Raw genomic sequence first — 19,653 nt, forward strand, 5'->3', positions numbered from 1 at the left:
TCGCTTCCCAGCGGCCGAGACGCATGCGACGAAGTCGCGAGTCTCGGTCGCTGGGAAGCGAGACATAAGGGGCCGCGAACACGCCGCGCCGAAGGCGCGGCCATCCAACACAGTAGGATTGCTTGGTGTCTCCGGCCGATCGCGCGAACAGTCGACGCCGCCAGCCTCGGCGCCGCGGTTCGGCGGCCAACGCGGCGAAACCGCGCATGCGCACGGTGAGGGAGACTTCCGCGGGGGGATTGGTCGTGGACGGTCTCGAGGGACCGAGCGATAAACGCAGCGCCGCCTTGATCGGTCGCACCGATCGTCGCGGGCGGTTGCTGTGGTCGTTGCCGAAGGGTCATATCGAGGAAGGCGAGACGGCGGAGCAGACCGCGATCCGTGAGGTGGCCGAGGAGACCGGCATCCACGGCGTGGTGGTGGCCGAGTTGGGCAGTATCGATTACTGGTTCGTCACCGAGGGCCGCCGGGTACACAAGACCGTGCATCATTATCTTTTGCGTTCCGTCGGCGGCGAATTGTCCGACGCCGACGTGGAGGTCACCCAGGTCGCGTGGGTTCCGTTGAGCGAGCTCGACTCTCGATTGGCCTACGCCGACGAGCGCCGCTTGGCCGAGGTCGCGAACCGGTTGATCGACCGGATGGAGACCGGCAAGCGATGACCCAGACTTTTCGGCATCGCGCAGCGATTCCGTGGAGGGTGGTGGCCGGGCGACGGGCGGGCCTGTTCCGGATCATCGTGGCGGTCCTGACCCTGCTCGGTTCGGTGACGGCCGTGCCGGTGCTGCTCGCGGCGCCTGCGGGCGCGCAGCCGACCGGGTCGAACAATTCCACGACGCCCAAATTCTTGAAGTTGTCGCTGGATTCGGTGACCCCCTCGGCGGTGACCACCACGAGTGATCCACTGCTCACCGTCTCCGGCACGGTGACCAACATCGGCGACCGGGTCGTCGACGACATCAGCGTCCGCATTCAGCGGGCGCCCGCGGTGTCGGCGCCGAGCGGGCTGCGCTCGGCGTTGCGGCTGGATCAGGTCAACTACGAGCTGACCGGTCCGTTCGAGGATGTGGTCGAGCGGCTCAGTCCCGGCCAGCGCAAGCAGTTCACGTTGAGCATTCCGCTGCGCTCCGGCGGCGACGCGTCGTTGCAGATCGATGAGCCAGGCGTGTATCCGCTGCTGCTGAACGTCAACGGTGAGCCCGCATACGGCAGCCAGGCGCGGCTGGACGACGCCAGGTTCCTGCTGCCGGTGCTCGGTCTGCCGCCCGCGGGGCCGGACGCGACCGAGCCGGTGCCCGCGCCGACCGACGCGCCGGTGGCGACCACGTTGCTGTGGCCGTTGGCCGACCGGCCGCGGCTGGTGGCCGGCGTGCCGGGTTCGGTGAACGGGAACGTCGAGCTGACCGACGACGAGCTCGCGGCGTCGCTCGGCAAGGGCGGTCGGCTGGAACAGTTGCTCGGCGCGCTGGAGTCGGCGATCGGCACCGGGCCGAACCGGGATCGCGGGCTCGCCTCGGCGGTGTGTGTCGCCGTCGACCCGGATCTGCTGCTCACGGTGCAGGCGATGACAAGGGGTTATCGCGTGCTCGCCAGCCCGTCGGACCCGGACGGCGCGACCAGGGAGGGCACCGGCGCCGAACACGCGCAGACCTGGCTGGACCGGTTGCGCGCGCTCGCCTCGTCGGTGTGCACGGTGGCGTTGCCGTTCGCGCAGGTCGACGTGAACGCGCTGGCGGCGGTCAACGATCCCGAACTGTCCGCCCGCGCGTTGGACGCGCCAGCGGAGATCATCGATTCGATCCTGGCCACCCGCTCGCTGCGCGGCGTCAGCCTGCCCGATTCCGGCAGCATCGACGCGGGCGGCGCAATGTTGTTGCGCAGCCTCGGTTTCGGTACCGCCGTGCTCGCCGACTCGGCAGCGGTGCCAGTCGGCCAGGCCGATTCGGTGGACTTCAGCAGCAGTCGCGGTTCCGCGCTCACGACGGCGGACGCCACGGAGACGGCGGCGCCGGAGCTCGTCCGGCTGCCGGGCGTCACCGCGCCGACGCCCGAGCAGGCGCCCCCGCCCGCCGCGCCCGCCGATCCTTCCGCGCCGCCCGCTCCGCGACCCGATCCCGCGCTGCACGCGGCGACCTTCGACATCTGGTCGGCGACGGCGCTCGCGGCGGTCGGCTCGAATCCACCGACGCCCTCGTTCACGCCGGACCGGGTGCGCTACGACGTGACCAACGACTCGCGCGCCGCCCGCCTGCAGGACGCGTTGGGCGCGGTCTCGTGGAGCGCGCTGCACCCGGAGCCGGGCAAACCGCGTTCGCTGCTGCTCGTCCCGCCGCAGCAGTGGGGCGCCAACCGGGACGAGGCCGCCGCGCTGCTGAAACAGCTCGACCTGCTCATCCAGAGCAATCTCGCGACGCCGCGCCAGTTCGCGGACCTGCTCGCGCTGCCACCGGACCCGCAGCCCTACGAACTCGACTATCTGCCGCAGGCCGCCGAGGACGCGGTACCCGCGCGGTTCGTCCTGCCGACGCGCGAGCAGGGCCACCGGATCACCGAGCTGATGCGTGCCCTCGTCGACGTGCCGGAGATCGAGCCGACGCCGCGCCAGTTCCTCACCCCGCTACGCGACGACCTGATCCGAGTGCTCTCGCTCTCCGATCGCCGCACCGGCAACGCCACCCAGCCGGACACCTTCGCGCAGCGGCGGCTGGACCAGACGACACGCACGATGAACAACCTGTATCGGTCGGTGACGGTGCTTCCGCCGGGCGGTGTGTACACGCTGGCCTCCGAACAGAGCCCGTTGCTGCTGGTCGCGCGCAACGATCTGCCGGTCGCTATCCGCATCAGGTTCCGCATCGAGGCGCCCGCCGAGACGAACATCACCGACATCGGCGAACAGCAGCTGCCGCCGAACGGCACCCGGTCGTTCCAGATACCGACCGAGGTCAGCGACAGCCGCAACCTGGTGATTCCGATCTCGCTCAACACGCCGGACGGCGTCGCGCTGGGCAACGCGACATCGGTCTCGGTGCGTTCCAATGCCTACGGGCAGGCCTTGGCCATAATTACGGCATGTGCCGGACTGCTGCTGTTCCTGTTGGCCGGGCGTCGGCTGTGGCGGCGCTTCCGCGGCGAGCCCGATCCCGCAGACGAGGGTTTCGACCCCGGCATCCGGCGTCGGGTCAACCGGTACCGTCGTGCCCGCCAGCGAGTACTACGCGAACAGGCACAAGGGCACGATGAGGGATGATCGATCCGATGCCCTCACCGTGCGGGACAATCGGTGGACGTCCGCGCCCGCTTCGGAGCGCGGGCGGGTACCAGCACGACGGGGGAGGCTCGATGGGCGAAACGCCGATCGGGCATGCCGGATGCGCAGGTCCGGTACGACACAGGAGGCATGATGAGCGACGATGATTTATCCGCTCATCGGCCTCGACCTGATGAACGACCTGACGGGCCGCCCGCCCGTCGGGCTCCCGCCGCGCCTTGGGAACGGGGGATGCGGCCGCAGAGCGAACCGCAGGAGGATCCCGGCATGACGCACCGGGACCCCTACGGCGAGTATCCGAGGGTGCCTCGGGTCAGCCGCCCGTCCAGACCGCCGCAGGGCGGTCGGATGGCGCCGCCGTCGGGCCCGATGCCCGCCCAGCGCGGACCGCTTCCCGGACAGTCCGGCCCCATGCCCGCCCAGCGCGGACCGGCCGGTCGCCCGCCCGTGCCGCCGCAGCGGCCCGGCGCCGCGCCACATCCCGGTCAGCGCCAGTATCCGCCGCAGCCGAGCCAAGGACCGCGTCCCGCACCGCCGGGACGTCCCCTACCGCCGGTGCCACCGGTCCCGCCGTCGCCGACGCAGCGTCCGCCCGCACCTCCGGAGGGCAGGCCGGCACCGCCAAGGGTGCCGTACGACCAAGGTGAGCCGATCCCGCGAACCCCGGCGCCGCCGCAGCGGTTCGCGCCGCCGCCCAAGTACGCGCCGCAGCAGCCGAACCCCGCGCCGCTGCGTGGCAGGCCCGCGGCCGCGGTACGCGACACGCCGCCGCCCGCCAATCGGCCGCGCACCCAGGAGTGGGCCGTCACCGAGGCCGAGCCGGAGCCGACCGAGACCAAGGAGAGCGCGAGCTCCCGGCTGCTCAGGGACTCCGGTTCGATCGCGATCGCGACGCTGATCAGCCGCATCACCGGTTTCGGCAAGCAGCTGCTGCTCGCCGCGGTGCTCGGCCCCGCGATCGCCAGTGCGTTCACCTCGGCGAGCCTGATCCCGAACATGATCACCGAGCTGGTGCTCGGCGCGGTACTGACCGCGATGGTGGTTCCGACGCTGGTGCGCGCGGAGAAGGAGGACGCAGACGGCGGGGCGGCCTTCGTCCGGCGCCTGGTCACGGCCGCGTTCGTGGTGCTGATGGGCGCCACCTTGCTGGCGACGGCCGCGGCGCCGCTGCTGGCGACGCACGTCTTCGTGTCCGCCGACGGCAAGGTCAACACCCAGCTGACCACCGCGCTGACCTTCTTGCTGCTGCCCGCGATCCTCTTCTACGGCATGTCGGCGCTGTTCACCGCGATATTGAACACCCGCCAGGTGTTCAAACCCGGTGCGTGGGCGCCCGTGCTGAACAACGTCGTCATGCTCGCGGTGCTCGGCCTCTACGCGGTGACGCCCGGTGAGATCACGCTCGATCCGGTGTCGATGAGCGATCCGAAGCTGCTCGTCCTCGGTATCGGCGTCACGCTCGGTGTCTTCACCCAGGCGGCCGCGCTGCTGCCCGCGATCCGCCGCGAGGGGATCGACCTGCGACCGCTCTGGGGCGTCGACACCCGACTCAAGCAGTTCGGCGTGATGGGCGCGGCCATCATCCTGTACGTGCTGATCAGCCAGGTCGGCCTGGTCTTCGCCAACCACGTCGCCTCGACGGCGGACGAGGCGGGCCCTGCCATCTATTCGCTGGCCTGGCTGCTGCTCCAGCTGCCCTACGGCGTACTCGGCGTCACGGTGCTCACCGCGATCATGCCGCGCCTGAGCCGCAACGCGGCCGAGGGCGACACCCCGGCCGTCGTCGACGATCTGTCCGTCGCGACCCGCCTGACCATGATCGCTCTCTTTCCGGTCGTCACCTTCCTGACGCTCGCGGGGCCGCAGCTCGGCGAGGCGCTGTTCGGGTACGCGCGCTTCACCGGCGACGCCGAACGGCTCGGCTACGCGGTGAGCTGGTCGGCCTTCGCGCTGATTCCCTACGCCCTCGTGCTGATCCACCTGCGGGTGTTCTACGCGCGCGAGCAGGCGTGGACGCCGACCTGGATCATCCTCGGCATCACGGCCGTCAAGATCGCCCTCTCGGCCCTCGCGCCGTTCATCGCCGACAACAGCGATCAGGTCGTCATCGTGCTCGGCGTCGCGAACGGACTCGGCTTCACGGCGGGCGCGATCATCGGCGGCTACCTGCTGCACCGCAGCCTCGGCGATCTGCGGATGGCCAACGTCGGCCGCACCGTCACCAGGGTCGTGCTCGCCTCGGTGGCGGGCGGCGCGGTGATGTTGATCGTGGACAAGGTACTCGGCCTGGAACGGCTGTCGGAGTCCATGGGCGGTCCAGGTTCGCTGATCCGGGTGATGATCACGGCGATCGTCATGTTCGCGACGGCGTTCGGACTCATGCGGCTCGCGGGCATTCCCGAGATCGTCGCCATCACCGTGGCCATCTCCCGGCGCCTCGGCATCACGCCGCCCGCACCGGATCTGGACCTCGAGGGGCCGGTCGAGGACGACTACGCAACGCAGGTGTTCCGCAGGCCCGATCCGTACATGTACTCGGGCTTCGACCCCTACCTTGATTCGCAGGCCACGATGGTCTTGCCCGTGATCAGACCGGATGCTGTTGACCGCACCGGGCGGGGTGAGTTCCCGTACCCTGTTCGGCAGAGAAGCACAAGTGGCGAATTCGCCGGAACTTCGACATACCAGGGCGAAGGAGGAATGAGGGTGAGCGACGACGCGGCGGTGGGCGGCGTCCCAGCCGCCGATCCTTCTGCGACCAAGGCCGGCGGCCTGTCCACCGACCACCCGCCCGCCGCGGAGAACCCGTCGGACCCCCAGCATCCGAACGCGGGCCCCGACACCCCGCCCTCCGCCGACGGGCAGCACGCCCCGCGCGAGACGCATCACCAGGCGCCACAGCGCGACCCGATGTACGACACCGGAATGATCCCCATTCCGCAGCTGCCGCCCGCCGGGGCGGAAGCGACGGGTGCGCGGCGAACTCCGCGCGGCCCCAAGCTGATTCCGGGTGCGTCGGTCGCGGGCGGTCGCTATCGTCTGCTCGCCAGCCACGGCGGCGCGCGTGGGCTCAAGTTCTGGCAGGCCCTCGACATCAAACTCGATCGCGAGGTCGCGCTGACCTTCGTCGACGCCGATCAGAAGGCCACCGACAACTCCGGCCACGACGGTCCGCAGGCCATCCTCTCGCGCACCCTGCGGCTCGGCCGCATCAATTCGCCCGGTCTTGCCCGCGTTCTGGACGTGGTGCGCGGCAGCTCCGGCGGCATCGTGGTCGCCGAGTGGACCCCCGGTCGCTCGCTGCGCGAGATGGCCGAGACGGTGCCCTCCCCGATCGGCGCGGCCCGCGCGATCCGCGCGCTCGCCTCGGCCGCCGAATTGGCCCACCGCGGTGGCGGTTCGCTGTCCATCGACCACCCCGACCGCGTGCGCATCAGCGCCACCGGTGACGCCGTGCTCGCCTTCCCCGGCACGCTCGGCGATTCCGACGCCCAGTCCGACGTGCGCGGCCTCGGCGCGATGCTCTACGCGCTCATCACCGCGCGCTGGCCGATCCGCTCCGGCGGCCTGACCGGCACCGCGGCCACCGTCGGCGGACTGCGCCTCGCGGACTTCGGTCCGGACGGAACGCCGGTGGAGCCCAGACAGATTCGGCCCGAGGTGCCCTTCGAGATCTCCGCGGTCGCGGTGCGCTCGCTGGAGTCGAACAAGGGCGTGCGGACCGCCGCGACCGTCCAGCACGTGCTGGAGCAGGCCTCGGTCGTCGACCAGAAGACCGATTTCATCCCGGTGCTGCGGCTCGGGCAGCGCGCGCAGCCGGTCAACGCCGACGATTCGCTCGCCGATCCCGAATTGCTCGCCGCCGAACGCGAGCGGTCCCAGCGCATGATGTGGATCATGGTCGGCCTCGGCATCCTCGCGGCGCTCGTCGTCGGCATCGTGATCTGGTGGATGGTCAGCGTTTTCGCGCCCGGCGCGTCCGACGCACCGATCGACGAATCGCGCAACATCGGCCTGACCACCAACAGTTCCGTCTCGCCGACGACCCCGCCAGGAGCGGTCCCGAGCAACCCGGCGGCAGGCGGCGTGCCTGTCCCGGTGACCAACGCGACCGTGTTCTCGCCGGAGGGCACCCCGGACAACGTCAGCGGCGTCGGCGCGGTGCTGGACGACGACCCGGCCACCGTCTGGCGCTCCGATCAGTACTTCCAGCAGTTCCCGGCCCTCAAGAAGGGGGTCGGCCTGCTGGCCACGCTGCCGAGCCCGGCGAAGCTGACGAACGTCTCGATCACCTCGCCGAGCCCCGGTACGTCCGTGGAAATCCGTACCTCGCCGACGAATTCGCCGACGTTGGACCAGACCCAGCTGATCGGCGCGGCCCAGCTGGTCGACGGTGTCACCGAAATCCCCGTGAGCGCAGACCAATCCGCGCGCTACGTGCTCGTCTGGATCACCGGTCTCGGCAACTCGGGAAACCAGTTCCAGACGACGATCGCCGATCTGCGGTTCGACGCCGCGCCCTGATCGCCCGCGTCGAATTCTTCCCGCTCCCTGCCTGATCGGTTGCCTGCCTACGAAGTCCGCCCTGATCGCGAGTGGTCTTGTTGCTGCCGCTTCGGCAGTCCCGATATGATCGGCTAGCGCTCTCAGCAGGGGAGCTTCCCGGGACCTGGGTTTTCGATCCCGGATGCTGCGAAATATTTACGGCGATGGTCCTTTTGGGCTGTCGTGAGTTGAGCGCCGTCCAAGGGGTTGGTTTTGTCGTCGGAATTGAACGAGGATTCCCGCGGGGGAAGTTCGCGGGTCGCGTCCCGTGAGCGCTCGTTCGTGCCCGGCGAGCTGTCCGACCGGGAATTGCTCAGCGCCCACGCGCGCGGCGAGCGGCACGCCTTCGCCGAACTACTACGCAGGCACAACGATCACCTCTGGCAGACGGCCTTGCGCACGTCGTACACCCGCGAAGACGCCGCGGACTCGTTGCAGGACGCGCTGCTCTCCGCGCACCGCACCGCGGGATCGTTCCGCGCCGAGGCCGAGGTGCGCAGCTGGCTGCACGCGATCGTGGTGAACGCCTGCCTGGATCGGATTCGCCGCAACAAGACTCGTCGGGCGGTCTCGCTTTCGCCGGATACGCTGCCAGAACCGCGCGACGAGCGGGACGAGTTCGCCGAGGTCGAGATGTCGATCGTGGTCGACCGCGCCCTGTTCTCGCTGCCGCCCGATCAGCGCACCGCGCTGGTCGCGATCGACCTGGAGGGGTATAGCGTGTCGGAAGCGGCGGCGATGCTGGGGGTTCCGGAGGGGACGATCAAGAGCCGCTGCGCGCGGGGTCGACAACGCCTGCAAGAGCGTTTGGAATTTCTCCGCGATCCGGGGAACCGGAAGTAGTGGCGATGCGTCATTAATAGTGACGAACACCCGAGCGATGTACAGATGGCGCCCGCGAGTTCCGCGGCGCGACCGCGGCAGACAAGACAGTTACGTCGGATGAGAACACTGGAGGTGCGATGGCGACCCGGTCCGTACCGCAGCCTCCATTTTCGCAGGAGCTGCTCGCCGACCTGCATGCCGACAATGTGGACCCCGAGCTCGGCGCTCAGCTGTGGCCCGCCGTCCGCGCCGACTCCGACGCGGTGCGCTACCTGCGCTCACTGGACGAGGTGACCACGCGGCTGCGCACCCTGCGCACCGACGAGCGCGTCGTCCATCCGATGCCCGAGGACGTCTCCGAGCGGCTCGCGGCCTTCGTCGCCGAACTGGAGCTGGGGGAGGAGCCGACCGAACGCATCGGCACCGTCCATCGGCTCGGTGCCACGTCATCCGACGACGCGGCACTCCGAGATCAACGGGTCCTCGGAAACGGCAGCGAGCCAACGGCTTCCGAGGACCGGACCGAACCCATCGCCGCGCCGATTCCGCTCGCCCAGCATCGGAGCAGACGCTTGCGCTGGATCGCCGCCGCGGCCGCCGTCCTCGCGGTGCTCGCAGGCACCGGCATCGGCGTCCAGCTTTTCCGCGGCGGTGACGTGACGACCACCGCGAAGCCGACGCCGACCGACGATCAGCTCGGCGACGACCTGACTCCGACCGCCGCGCTGGCTGCCCTCGGCCGCAACGACGTCACCGGGCCGCTCGGCAGCCGCCCCGCGCTCACCCGCTGCGTCGCCGCCGCGGGGATGGACCGGGCCGTCCTCGGCTCGATGAACATGCGATATCAGGGGAAGGACGCGGTGCTCATCCTGCTGAGCGGCACCGCCCATGGCAAGATCACCGCGCTGGTCGTCGGCCCCGGCTGCACCACGGGCGACCCGCAGGTGCGCAAAGTCACGGACATCGGCTGACCGAGTACGGGCCCCACCGGCGCGGGAACAACAGCGTTTAGGCTGTTGTTGACCGTCACGTTCCCCCTCAGATCTTCTCGGAAGGGCCCTATGAGCACGCCAGTTCGCGACCTGATCATCGTCGGCTCCGGCCCCGCAGGCTATACCGCAGCCGTCTACGCCGCACGCGCCGAACTCGAGCCGCTGCTCTTCGAGGGCACCCAGTTCGGTGGCGCGCTGATGACCACCACCGAGGTCGAGAACTTCCCCGGCTTCCGCGACGGCATCATGGGCCCGGACCTGATGGACGAGATGCGCGAGCAGGCCAAGCGTTTCGGCGCGGACATCCGCACCGAGGACGTGGACGCCATCGACCTGAGCGGACCGGTGAAGACGGTCACGGTCGGCGATCAGACCTACCAGGCGTACGCGGTCATCCTGGCCATGGGCTCGGCCGCCCGCTACCTGAACGTGCCCGGTGAGCAGCGGCTGCTCGGCCGCGGCGTGAGCGCCTGCGCCACCTGCGACGGCTTCTTCTTCAAGGGCCAGGACATCGTGGTGGTCGGCGGCGGCGACTCGGCCATGGAGGAAGCGACCTTCCTCACCAAGTTCGCGTCGAGCGTCACCATCGTGCACCGCCGCGAGGAGTTCCGCGCGTCGCGCATCATGCTGGAGCGGGCCAAGGCCAACGAGAAGATCAAGTTCGTGCTGAACGCCGAAGTGATCGAGGTGCACGGCGAGAACGCGGTGACCAGTCTCACCCTGCGCGACACCCGCACCGGCGAGACCTCCGAGCTGGCCGCGACCGGCCTGTTCGTGGCGATCGGCCACGACCCGCGCAGCGAGCTGGTGCGCGGTCAGGTGGAGCTGGACGACGAAGGCTACGTACAGGTCGAGCATCCGACGACGGCCACCAAGGTCCCCGGCGTCTTCGCCGCGGGCGACCTCGTCGACCACACCTACCGGCAGGCCATCACCGCCGCGGGCACCGGCTGCCGCGCCGCGATCGACGCCGAGCGCTGGCTGGCCGAACAGGGTGACATCACCGCGAACACCCTGGACGCCGCCGGTCAGCCGGTCGCCGTGAACGCCAACTGATCTCTCTCGAACAGATTCACAAGGAGATACCCATGTCCGAGAACACGGTCACCGTGACCGACAAGTCCTTCGCCGACGAGGTGCTGCTCAGCGAGAAGCCCGTGCTCGTCGACTTCTGGGCGGATTGGTGCGGTCCGTGCAAGATGGTCGCTCCCGTGCTGGAGGAGATCGCCGCCGCGAACAAGGACAAGCTGACCATCGCGAAGCTGGACGTGGACGCCAACCCGGAGACGGCTCGCGAGTACCAGGTGCTCTCCCTGCCCACTATGATGCTTTTCCGCGGCGGCAAGCCGGTCAAGCAGATCGTCGGCGCCAAGGGCAAGGCTGCCCTCCTGCGCGAACTGGAAGGCGAGATCTGACGGCGCGAATCCACGACGCGCCGTAGGATGCCTGCACCACCCCCGTAATTGTCGGATTCCGGGGCAGGTCTGAGACAATCGACCGACGCTCCGGTCGTGCGAGGGTGTATGCCGTCGCATGAGTGGGTACCCGGGTTGACGGAAGGAAAGGGCTCTCACGCATGCACCGACTTCGTCACGGTGATACCGGTCCAGCCGTCGCAGAGGTTCGGAGCACCCTGGCAAGTCTCGGCTTCCTGCACGCACACGCCATCGGCGCCGATCACGGCGACGCGCGCGAGTACTGGAAGGACACCGAAGCCTCCTTCGACCACCACCTCGACTCCGCGGTCCGCGCGTTCCAGCAACATCGCGGACTGCTCGTCGACGGTGTGGTCGGTCCGGCCACGTACCGGGCCCTGAAGGAGGCGTCCTACCGCCTCGGTGCGCGCACGCTGATCTACCAGCTGTCCGCGCCGCTGTACGGCGACGATGTCGCCACGTTGCAACGCAAACTGCAGGACCTCGGCTTCTACGTTCATCGGGTGGACGGGTACTTCGGCCCGCACACCCACGAAGCGCTCACCGCGTTCCAGCGTGAGATCGGCCTGTCCGCCGACGGCATCTGCGGTCCGGACACGCTGCGTTCGCTGGAGTTGCTCGGCGCGCGCGTCACCGGCGGCAATCCGCATCGCATCGCCGAGGAAGAGGTGGTGCACCGGGCGGGGCCGCAGCTCACCGGCAAGCGGATCGTCATCGATCCGGGTCTCGGCGGTCCCGACAAGGGATACGCGGTGCCGACCGAGTACGGCGACGTCTACGAGTCGGAGATCCTGTGGGATCTGGCCAGCAGGCTGGAAGGCCGGATGGCCGCCACCGGCATGGAGACGTTCCTGTCCCGGCCGTGGGGAGCCAACCCCACCGACGCCGAACGCGCGGAGACCTCCAACGCTTTCGACGCCGACCTGATGATCTCGCTGCGCTGTGCCACCAACCCGAGCCCGTCGGCGAACGGTGTGGCCAGCTTCCACTTCGGCAACTCACACGGCTCGGTCTCGATGATCGGGCAGGTGCTTGCCGGGTTCATCCAGCGCGAGGTGGTGGCCCGCACGTCGTTGCAGGACTGCCGTACGCATTCGCGCACCTGGGATCTGCTGCGGCTCACCAAGATGCCGACGGTTCAGGTCGACATCGGTTACCTCACCAACGAATACGACGCCTCGGTCCTCACCAACCCGCGGATGCGCGACGTCATCGCCGAGGCCATCTTGATCTCGGTCAAGCGCCTGTACCTGCTGGGTCAGGACGATCAGCCGACCGGCACGTACACGTTCGCCGAGCTGCTTGCCGAGGAACTGGCCGCCGCCGACCGGACCTGAGTCTCCGTCTCGAAAGAAAGCCCCCGCCGAAGCTGTGATCGGCGGGGGCTTTCTCGTCTCAGCGTGCGCCGGCCCGGGTGGGGGCCGTCATGGACGCGGCGGCGAGCAGCTGATCGAGCGCGCGCTCCACGTCTTCCTTCCAGCCGTGATCGGAATCCAGCTCCAGACGCAGCCGAGGGAAGCGGTGGTGCGGCGCGACCACCTCGAAGCCGAACTCCTCCAGCAAGTCCGCCTCGATCATGCAGGTCTGCGGTGAGCATTCGGTGGGGGCGGCCGCGGCGGAACCGCGGACGGGTGCACCGATCCGTTCCATCAGCGTCATCGAACCGACCAAACGGTCCGAAAGCCGCTTGGTCGGCGGATCGTTACGGATGCCGAACGCCTCCAGCGCGCGAACGCCGCGGCGCACGAGGTCCGACACCACGGCCTGCACCAGGCGGTGGGCGATGTCCTCGTCTCGGTGCGGGAACTCGGTGCGGAGGGTGGTCAGCAAGATGGCGTCCGGGCTGACCGGGGAAGTGGGGAACAGCGTCGCACGCGGCACCGCGCTGGGCGGCGAGTACAGCGCGCAGCCCGCCACGCTTCCGTCCACGCGGGCCACCTGGCCGCAGGAACCCCATTCGAGCATGACCGTCGAAAGCCAGGCTTCCTTTTCGAAAACCGGATCACTGAACGCGCGCGAGTCCTCTGCGACGGCGGGATCGATCTCCCAGAAGACACAGCGCCGGGCATGCGCGGGCAGCTTGTCCAGTCCGTCGAGGGTAAGTGCTGTGACGCTGGTCGACACCGCTCTGCTCAGCCTCCAGCTGTCCGATTCGTCCACGCTCACGTCGCATCAATGTCTTCTCGCCAGCAAGAATAAGCGATCAAGCGAATCCGCCTCATTCCACGTCGCTGTGCTGTTGGTTGGAGCCCTCGTGCCGAGTCGTCCGCGCGCGCAATGTCGCTGTCGCGCCGCCCTTTTCGACGCCGTCACAGTGACGTTTCGACGCCGGGCCCGTATATACCGAGAACACGGGGCTATTTTGCCTCTTCTGTCACTGACCGATCTGCTCTTGTGCCATCAGACCGACGATGCGCTCCAGATCCTCCACGGACCCGAACTCGACGACGATCTTGCCCTTGCGTTTACCGAGACTCACGGTCACCCGGGTGTCGAACGAATTCGACAGCCGCTCGGCCACGTCCTGCAGACCGGGCATGTGGATCGGCTTGCGCCGGGGAGCCGGGGGAGTGGCCGCGTCCGGATCACGGTTGGCCAGGGTGACGGCTTCCTCGGTGGCACGCACGGACAGGCCCTCCGCGACGATGCGGGCGGCCAGCACCTCCTGCGCGTCGGCGCCCGCTTCCAATCCGAGCAGGGCGCGCGCGTGACCGGCGGACAGCACGCCCGCCGCGACCCGCCGCTGCACCGGAATCGGCAGCTTCAGCAGACGGATCATGTTGGTGACGACCGGACGGGATCGACCGATCCGGGTGGCCAGTTCTTCGTGGGTGACGTCGAATTCCTCGAGCAGCTGCTGGTACGCGGCCGCCTCTTCCAACGGATTCAGCTGCACCCGGTGGATGTTCTCCAGGAGGGCGTCACGCAGCATCGACTCGTCGGCGGTCTCCCGGACGATCGCCGGGATCGCTTCCAGGCCCGCCTCCTGAGCGGCCCGCCAGCGGCGCTCGCCCATGATCAGCTGATAGCGGTCCGCCTCGACGCGACGCACCACGATCGGCTGCATGAGGCCGAATTCGCGGATGGAGTGGACCAGTTCGGCGAGCGCTTCTTCCTCGAAGACCTGGCGCGGCTGCTTGGGATTCGGCTCGATCTGGTCCGGCGGGATCTCGCGGTAGATCGCACCGCCCGGGGTGGCGAGGTCGGCCTCGTCGGCGGTGTCGTCGGGGTCGGGGACGCGGTGCAGGTACGCCGAAGCGGGCTGCGGACCGACGGGATCGAGACCGATCACCACGTTGGCCGCGGCGCTGCCGAGTCCCTGCGTTGTCGCGGGCCCCGTCGGGATCAGCGCGGCCAGACCTCGTCCTAGCCCACCCTTCTTCGCCTGACTCATCGGCCCACCGATCCCTTCCCTCGTTCGCCACCAAACCGGGTCACGCCGACCCGGGTCACCAGTACCCGAATCACTCCGCGCCGTTCGCGGCCTGCCGGGCCATCGCCCGCTGAGCCATCTCACGCCCGGCGTCGAGGTAGCTCATCGCACCCCGGGAGCCTGGATCATAATCGAGCACGGTCATTCCGTAACCCGGCGCCTCGGAGACCTTCACGCTGCGGGGAATCACCGAGCGCAGCACCACATCACCGAAGTGGCCGCGCACCTCCTCCGCGACCTGGTCGGCGAGCTTGGTGCGGCCGTCGTACATCGTGAGGATCACCGTGGACACGTGCAGCTCGGGATTCAGATGCGCCTGCACCAGACCGATATTGCGGAGCAGCTGGCCGACGCCCTCCAGCGCGTAGTACTCGCACTGGATCGGGATCAGCACCTCCTTGGCCGCGACGAGCGCGTTGACCGTCAGCAGTCCGAGGGACGGGGGGCAGTCGATCATCACGTAATCGATGTCGTAGCCCGCGATATTGGCCTCCTGGATGGCGCCCTTGAGGCGGCCCTCCCTGGCGACCATCGAGACTAGTTCGATCTCCGCACCCGCGAGATCGATCGTCGCCGGGATGCACAGCAGCCGCTCGTTGTGCGGGCTCTGCTGAATAGCGTCCTTGACGGAGACCTCGCCGATGAGCAGTTCGTAGGAGGACGGGACACCCGAGTGATGCTCGATGCCGAGGGCGGTGCTTGCGTTGCCCTGCGGATCGAGATCGATCACGAGCACCTTCATCCCCTGATGCGCAAGGGCCGCGGCAAGATTCACCGCCGTCGTCGTCTTACCGACGCCGCCCTTCTGATTCGCGATGGTGATGATGCGCTGCTCGCGAGGTTTCGGCACTGTCACCTTTCCTGGATGCAATATCTGACTTGCGCGCTGAGCTTCGGCCGCGATCGGGGTCTCGCTGGGGGAGATGTGCCCGAACGGTGTGCTACCGAATGCTTCCGCGTCGAAGTTGCTGGAGTCCAGCATCCCCGGCACGCGCGACGTAGTTTCCCGTGAAACATTCGCCGGACCGCTCGACATAGACAGCTCCTAACCCGAGAACTACAGACCACGTGCCCTCGGCCCATGCCGACGCCGTGTCTTCAACAGCCTGTGTCGGATCGAACATGATGCTCCGTCGGGACGGCGCCCGATCAACCGAGCGGAGCTGTCCCGCACACCCACATCCCACCGTGGCATCAACGCTCACGCCCGACGCACACTAGCTTGCCAGCACTGAGCGCTAGAAGAAAGTTGAATCGCGGCGACACGCAGATCCACGCGAATGAACATTGCGTGCCGCAGGATTTCCGGCGGGGAGGGTGATTTCCACTGGGCGGACGAGGGGTTCAGAGGTGCCTGGTTGGGGTGTGTTCGACGGGTTGGACTTTGCGCGCCCTCGCAGATTTCTTGCGTGGAGGAGGAATCGCGGGGCTTCATCGGGTTGCGCTGCTCGTGCGGGGACTGCCGCGGGCGGGCGATGTTTCACGTGAAGCATTGCGTGAACGGGCGGAATGCCGCGCTCCTGCGGAGAGTGGCGCTGCGCCTTCCATTCACGCATTCAAGACGCTGACACTCTCGATGACGCGGCGTCGGTCGTGCCTCGTTGCGGGATGCCGCACAACCAATGGCGGGCGCGCGGCGCGGCTGGAACGTCCGCTTCTCGCGGCCGACTCACAATGGAGCGCTGCCCACAATCAAGCTCGAATCCCCGGCGATGCTTCACGTGAAACATCGAGCCATCGCGGTACTCCAGCGGGGTGCGGGCTGCCCCGGCCGCGCGCCCGCCAGTCTCGCAACCGAGCCGCGCGATCCGGGGGAGCAATCCGCCCGCGCCATCGGGCCGAATATTCAGGCCGAGCCATCGGGCCGAGCGGTGGTCGAGTTATCGGCGGCGCGCATCCTCCGGTCCGGCCATTCCCGACGCGCGCCAACGGAAGAGGTGGCCCAGCGCGGTCGCGCGATGCGGCAACGCCCCAGCCGCGCGAACAGCGGTGAGCGTCCCCGGTTTGGCGAACTGGACGAGCGGCCCTCAGGCACCGCCGAATTCGTACGTCGGGCGATGCTTCACGTGAAACATCCACGATCCCCAGTTCCGTGCGTTCACACCAGATGCGGAGTCAGGATGGCCGCCCCTGCGCGTACGGCGGCCCAGTCGGTGTCGTCTTGCCGCGCCGACGCCCGCGGCAACCATGTCCGGCGCTGCGCCTGTTCTCGAATCAGCGCAGGGATATCGAGTTCGATCTCCCGGATACCACCGGCCGCAGCCAGGTGGTCCACACGCTCCTGCATGGCTTGCAGCAGTCGGTGGTCGAAATCGGCTACCGCGGCTATGAATTCCTCTGTGCCGACCGTCCGAACACCCGACGGCGGCGCGGAGAACGTGATCTCACCGTCGGGATCGGATGTGAATTGCCACGCCACGGTGATCGTGTCCTCGGGGCCGAGAGTGCGCCACCAGCGAAACGCGGGGCCGAAACGCAGATACGAAGTGTCGGTCCAGCGCAGGCCGTACGCCTCGGAGGCGGCATCGATCGCTGGATCGTCGAGTAGAGCCAGATCTCCGGTATCGACCCACCCCTCGGCGCCAGCGGCGAAGAACTTCGCCAGATCATCCGGTACCGGCTCGAGGGCCGAGGGCAGAACGGCGAGCAGGTCCTCCCACAGCCGCACCACGTAATAGTCCACCCATGACGTCACGGCGGCGCCGCCATCGCCTGGCGAGTTCCTGGGCCGCTCTGCATATCTCAGCAACTCCACACCACCAACCTCCAGGCAGTACCACCCCTGGGTGAGCCCGAACCAATGCAGACGGCGATGCTCCCCCCACGGAACGACCTCCTCGAGGGGCGCCAACTCGAACCGGACACGCATCATGCCTCGATCCAACTGATCACCCCGCGCTTTGCCGACCACATTCGTGGGTCGCGGGTCGATCGCTCCGCGGACGTTCTGCACCGTTCACTGGTGGCACTGGCACGGAGATCGAACAGGACGCGATGTAATCGGCGTGAGCGCGGGTTCGGCACTGCCGTGAGTCACGGCTGAACCGGACAGGGTCGACGTTCAGCGGGACTCGACATCAGCGAGTTCGAGCGCCGGGCGATGCTTCACGTGAAACATCCGCCGAGCGATTCCAATCGGACCCGATTCGAGACACTCTCGCCCACAGAGCGAACCGCACAACTGAGCCGGTCGCACGAGTCGACGGCGGCCGGACCCGACGGTGAAGATCCGCAAAACCGCGCCATCGCCTGAGCTATCGCGCAGAGCCGCACTACCGGGGTCGGAAGCCTACGATCCGATCCAGCTATCCGGCCGAGCATCGGAAGGCCGGCATCGGAGGTGCTCCCATCCCCGCGCCATCGGAAGCGCCGGCTCGTCACGCTCTCTGGCCGCGCCACCGCACCGGGCAATCGGCGGCAGGTGATCGAGATAGCCGGCGCACCGCGCTGTCGATCCGCACGGGCCGCTGCGTCGGACCGAACCATCCGGCCGCCCCTTCCAGTCGCTTGCCTTCGGGCAGCGCGATCCGGGTGACCAACCGGCGCGTCATCCGGCCGACCGTTTCGCAGCGTCGTCGGACTGCCCATCCGCGCGCGCCATCCGCGCGCGCCATCGGGGGCGTCCCATCGGACTGCGCCGACCGTCGATCGAGAGCGCGCCACCCGTGAAGTCATCCCACCCAAGCTGGCTGGCTGGGCCAGAGGGAGCGCACCCAGCCAGTTGCGCCGCGGGGCGGAGCCACCCGGCTACAGATCGGGCGCACCTCCCGCCGCGGCGTCGGACCGCGCATCCGCTTGTGCCGCCGGACCGCGCCATCGGGGCGTGCTGTCGGACTGCGCCAGCCGCCGATCGGGAGCCCCCACCATCCAAGAGCCGTGGGCCGAGCCACTCGCCCTGCCACCGGGTCCACCGTCCCGCCGCACTGTGGACCGCGCCGTGCGGCGAGCGATCAAGGACGCGCACCAGGCTGAGCCATCATGGTGGCAATGGGGCAAGCTAGCCGCACGGCTGCCGCCCTGTATGGCGCTCAGAGCCACGCTCGGCGGTTACGAGGCACCAGCCCGGCGGGAATACACCGGTCCCGCCGTGCAGCGCACCCTCCGGCCAAGCTATCCGCCAAGGATCGGGAGCCAGCCGTCAGGCCGCACCGTCAGGACATCGAAGCAACCGGCGGGGGAGCACAGCCAACCGACCTATGGCGCCGAGACGGTCTGCTGCGCTGGGGGCGAGAGTCCGGCCGAATCGTCCGGTAGCGCCAACGGGTCGATGGATCTGGCTGGAGCGGCGGATCGTGACGCTGTTTCATGTGAAACAGCGCGCAGGCGTAGAAGAGGGCTCGCGGCCCTACTTCCCGCTCGAGCGACGGCGTTCGGTGGTGCGGCGGAGGACGCCGCCCTCGGGGCGGCCGACCGCGCGGCGGCTTCCGACCTTCTCCGTGCGGCGGCGTGGTGTGCGTTCCGCTCGCGGGAGGCGTTCGGCGCTGATCACCACCGTGGGCGTATCGAGCACTCCCACACCGCATTCGAGGACCTCGAAGTTGCCTGCGCCCGCGCGGGTCAGTGCTTCGCCGTCGCGCTCCAGTTCTTCGGTCGCGCTCACGCCCTTGAGGGCGAGCATGCGACCGTGGTCGCGGAGGAGGGGGAGGGACCACTGGGCGAGTTTGGCGAGGGGGGCGACGGCGCGGGAGGTGACGACGTCGGCGCCGCCCGCTTCCTTCATCACGCCGGATTGTTCGGCGCGGCCGCGGACGACGGTGATGTCGAGTCCGGCCGACTCGATGAACTCGCTCAGGAAGACGGTGCGGCGCAGCAACGGCTCGACCAAGGTGATGCGTAGGTCGGGGCGGGCGATGGCCAACGGGATGCCGGGCAGACCCGCACCGCTACCGATGTCGACGACGGTCGCCCCTTCGGGCATGAGCTCCGCGACCACCGCGCAGTTGAGGATGTGCCGATCCCAGAGCCGCGGCACCTCGCGCGGTCCGATGAGACCGCGCTCGACGCCAGAGGTCGCGAGCGCGGCGCAGTAGCGGCGGGCGATGTCGAGCCGATCGCCGAAGACGGTGGCGGCCGCCGCGGGCGGCTCCAGCTCGGTCGGCAGCGCGGCGCTCCCACCGAGTTCTCGTTCCACGTGAAACATCCTTCCGAGCT

13 protein-coding genes are annotated in these 19,653 nt (G+C 68.8%); 8 read left to right on the top strand and 5 right to left on the bottom strand.

Translation table 11 applies throughout. From position 1 onward, the window contains the following. Positions 1-125 precede the first annotated feature (125 nt). The 8 genes from NAM01S_RS16875 to NAM01S_RS16910 all read left to right on the top strand — a co-directional run bounded on the left by NAM01S_RS16875 (position 126) and on the right by NAM01S_RS16910 (position 12,406). Positions 126-662: an NUDIX hydrolase gene (locus NAM01S_RS16875; protein ID WP_067786306.1), complete on the top strand. Its 537-nt coding sequence runs from the start codon at positions 126-128 to the stop codon at positions 660-662. Beyond that, positions 659-3,250 carry a DUF6049 family protein gene (locus NAM01S_RS16880; RefSeq protein ID WP_084483014.1) on the top strand — a complete coding sequence of 864 codons (2,592 nt, stop codon included), beginning with the start codon at positions 659-661 and terminating at the stop codon, positions 3,248-3,250. Before NAM01S_RS16875 ends, NAM01S_RS16880 begins: the two co-directional genes overlap by 4 nt. 288 nt (positions 3,251-3,538) lie before the next feature. Further along, on the top strand, positions 3,539-7,795 hold the full coding sequence (locus NAM01S_RS16885) for a murein biosynthesis integral membrane protein MurJ (protein ID WP_253798935.1): 4,257 nt from the start codon (positions 3,539-3,541) through the stop codon (positions 7,793-7,795). A gap of 315 nt (positions 7,796-8,110) precedes the next feature. Next, the gene (gene sigM, locus NAM01S_RS16890; RefSeq protein WP_067786414.1) at positions 8,111-8,659 is read left to right on the top strand and encodes an RNA polymerase sigma factor SigM; all 549 of its coding nucleotides are present in this window, start codon (positions 8,111-8,113) and stop codon (positions 8,657-8,659) included. Between the two features lie 119 nt (positions 8,660-8,778). Next, positions 8,779-9,612 (top strand): RsmA family anti-sigma factor, encoded by an 834-nt coding sequence (locus tag NAM01S_RS16895; RefSeq protein ID WP_067786313.1) that lies wholly within the window; start codon positions 8,779-8,781, stop codon positions 9,610-9,612. Between the two features lie 90 nt (positions 9,613-9,702). Then, positions 9,703-10,689 carry a thioredoxin-disulfide reductase gene (trxB, locus tag NAM01S_RS16900; RefSeq protein WP_067786315.1) on the top strand — a complete coding sequence of 329 codons (987 nt, stop codon included), beginning with the start codon at positions 9,703-9,705 and terminating at the stop codon, positions 10,687-10,689. Positions 10,690-10,721: 32 nt separating this feature from the next. After that, positions 10,722-11,048, top strand: coding sequence for a thioredoxin (gene trxA, locus NAM01S_RS16905; protein ID WP_067786317.1), 327 nt, complete (start codon positions 10,722-10,724; stop codon positions 11,046-11,048). Positions 11,049-11,209: 161 nt separating this feature from the next. Further along, positions 11,210-12,406 (top strand): N-acetylmuramoyl-L-alanine amidase, encoded by a 1,197-nt coding sequence (locus NAM01S_RS16910; protein WP_067786319.1) that lies wholly within the window; start codon positions 11,210-11,212, stop codon positions 12,404-12,406. 58 nt (positions 12,407-12,464) lie between these two features. Here NAM01S_RS16910 and NAM01S_RS16915 read toward each other — a convergent pair whose 3' ends face one another. From NAM01S_RS16915 to rsmG, 5 genes are all read right to left on the bottom strand, one after another. Continuing rightward, the gene (locus tag NAM01S_RS16915) at positions 12,465-13,193 is read right to left on the bottom strand and encodes a hypothetical protein (protein ID WP_067786416.1); all 729 of its coding nucleotides are present in this window, start codon (positions 13,191-13,193) and stop codon (positions 12,465-12,467) included. A 250-nt stretch (positions 13,194-13,443) separates the two neighbouring features. Continuing rightward, positions 13,444-14,463: a ParB/RepB/Spo0J family partition protein gene (locus NAM01S_RS16920; protein ID WP_067786321.1), complete on the bottom strand. Its 1,020-nt coding sequence runs from the start codon at positions 14,461-14,463 to the stop codon at positions 13,444-13,446. 70 nt (positions 14,464-14,533) lie between these two features. Continuing rightward, complete coding sequence (locus NAM01S_RS16925; RefSeq protein WP_246124243.1) at positions 14,534-15,484, bottom strand: ParA family protein; 951 nt, start codon at positions 15,482-15,484, stop codon at positions 14,534-14,536. Positions 15,485-16,600: 1,116 nt separating this feature from the next. Next, on the bottom strand, positions 16,601-17,374 hold the full coding sequence (locus NAM01S_RS16930; protein WP_067786418.1) for a DUF5984 family protein: 774 nt from the start codon (positions 17,372-17,374) through the stop codon (positions 16,601-16,603). Between the two features lie 1,473 nt (positions 17,375-18,847). After that, positions 18,848-19,642, bottom strand: a complete 795-nt coding sequence (gene rsmG / locus NAM01S_RS16935) for a 16S rRNA (guanine(527)-N(7))-methyltransferase RsmG (protein WP_084483015.1) — start codon at positions 19,640-19,642, stop codon at positions 18,848-18,850. Positions 19,643-19,653: the final 11 nt, after the last annotated feature.

This window comes from Nocardia amikacinitolerans NBRC 108937 (assembly GCF_001612615.1).
Taxonomy (GTDB): domain Bacteria; phylum Actinomycetota; class Actinomycetes; order Mycobacteriales; family Mycobacteriaceae; genus Nocardia; species Nocardia amikacinitolerans.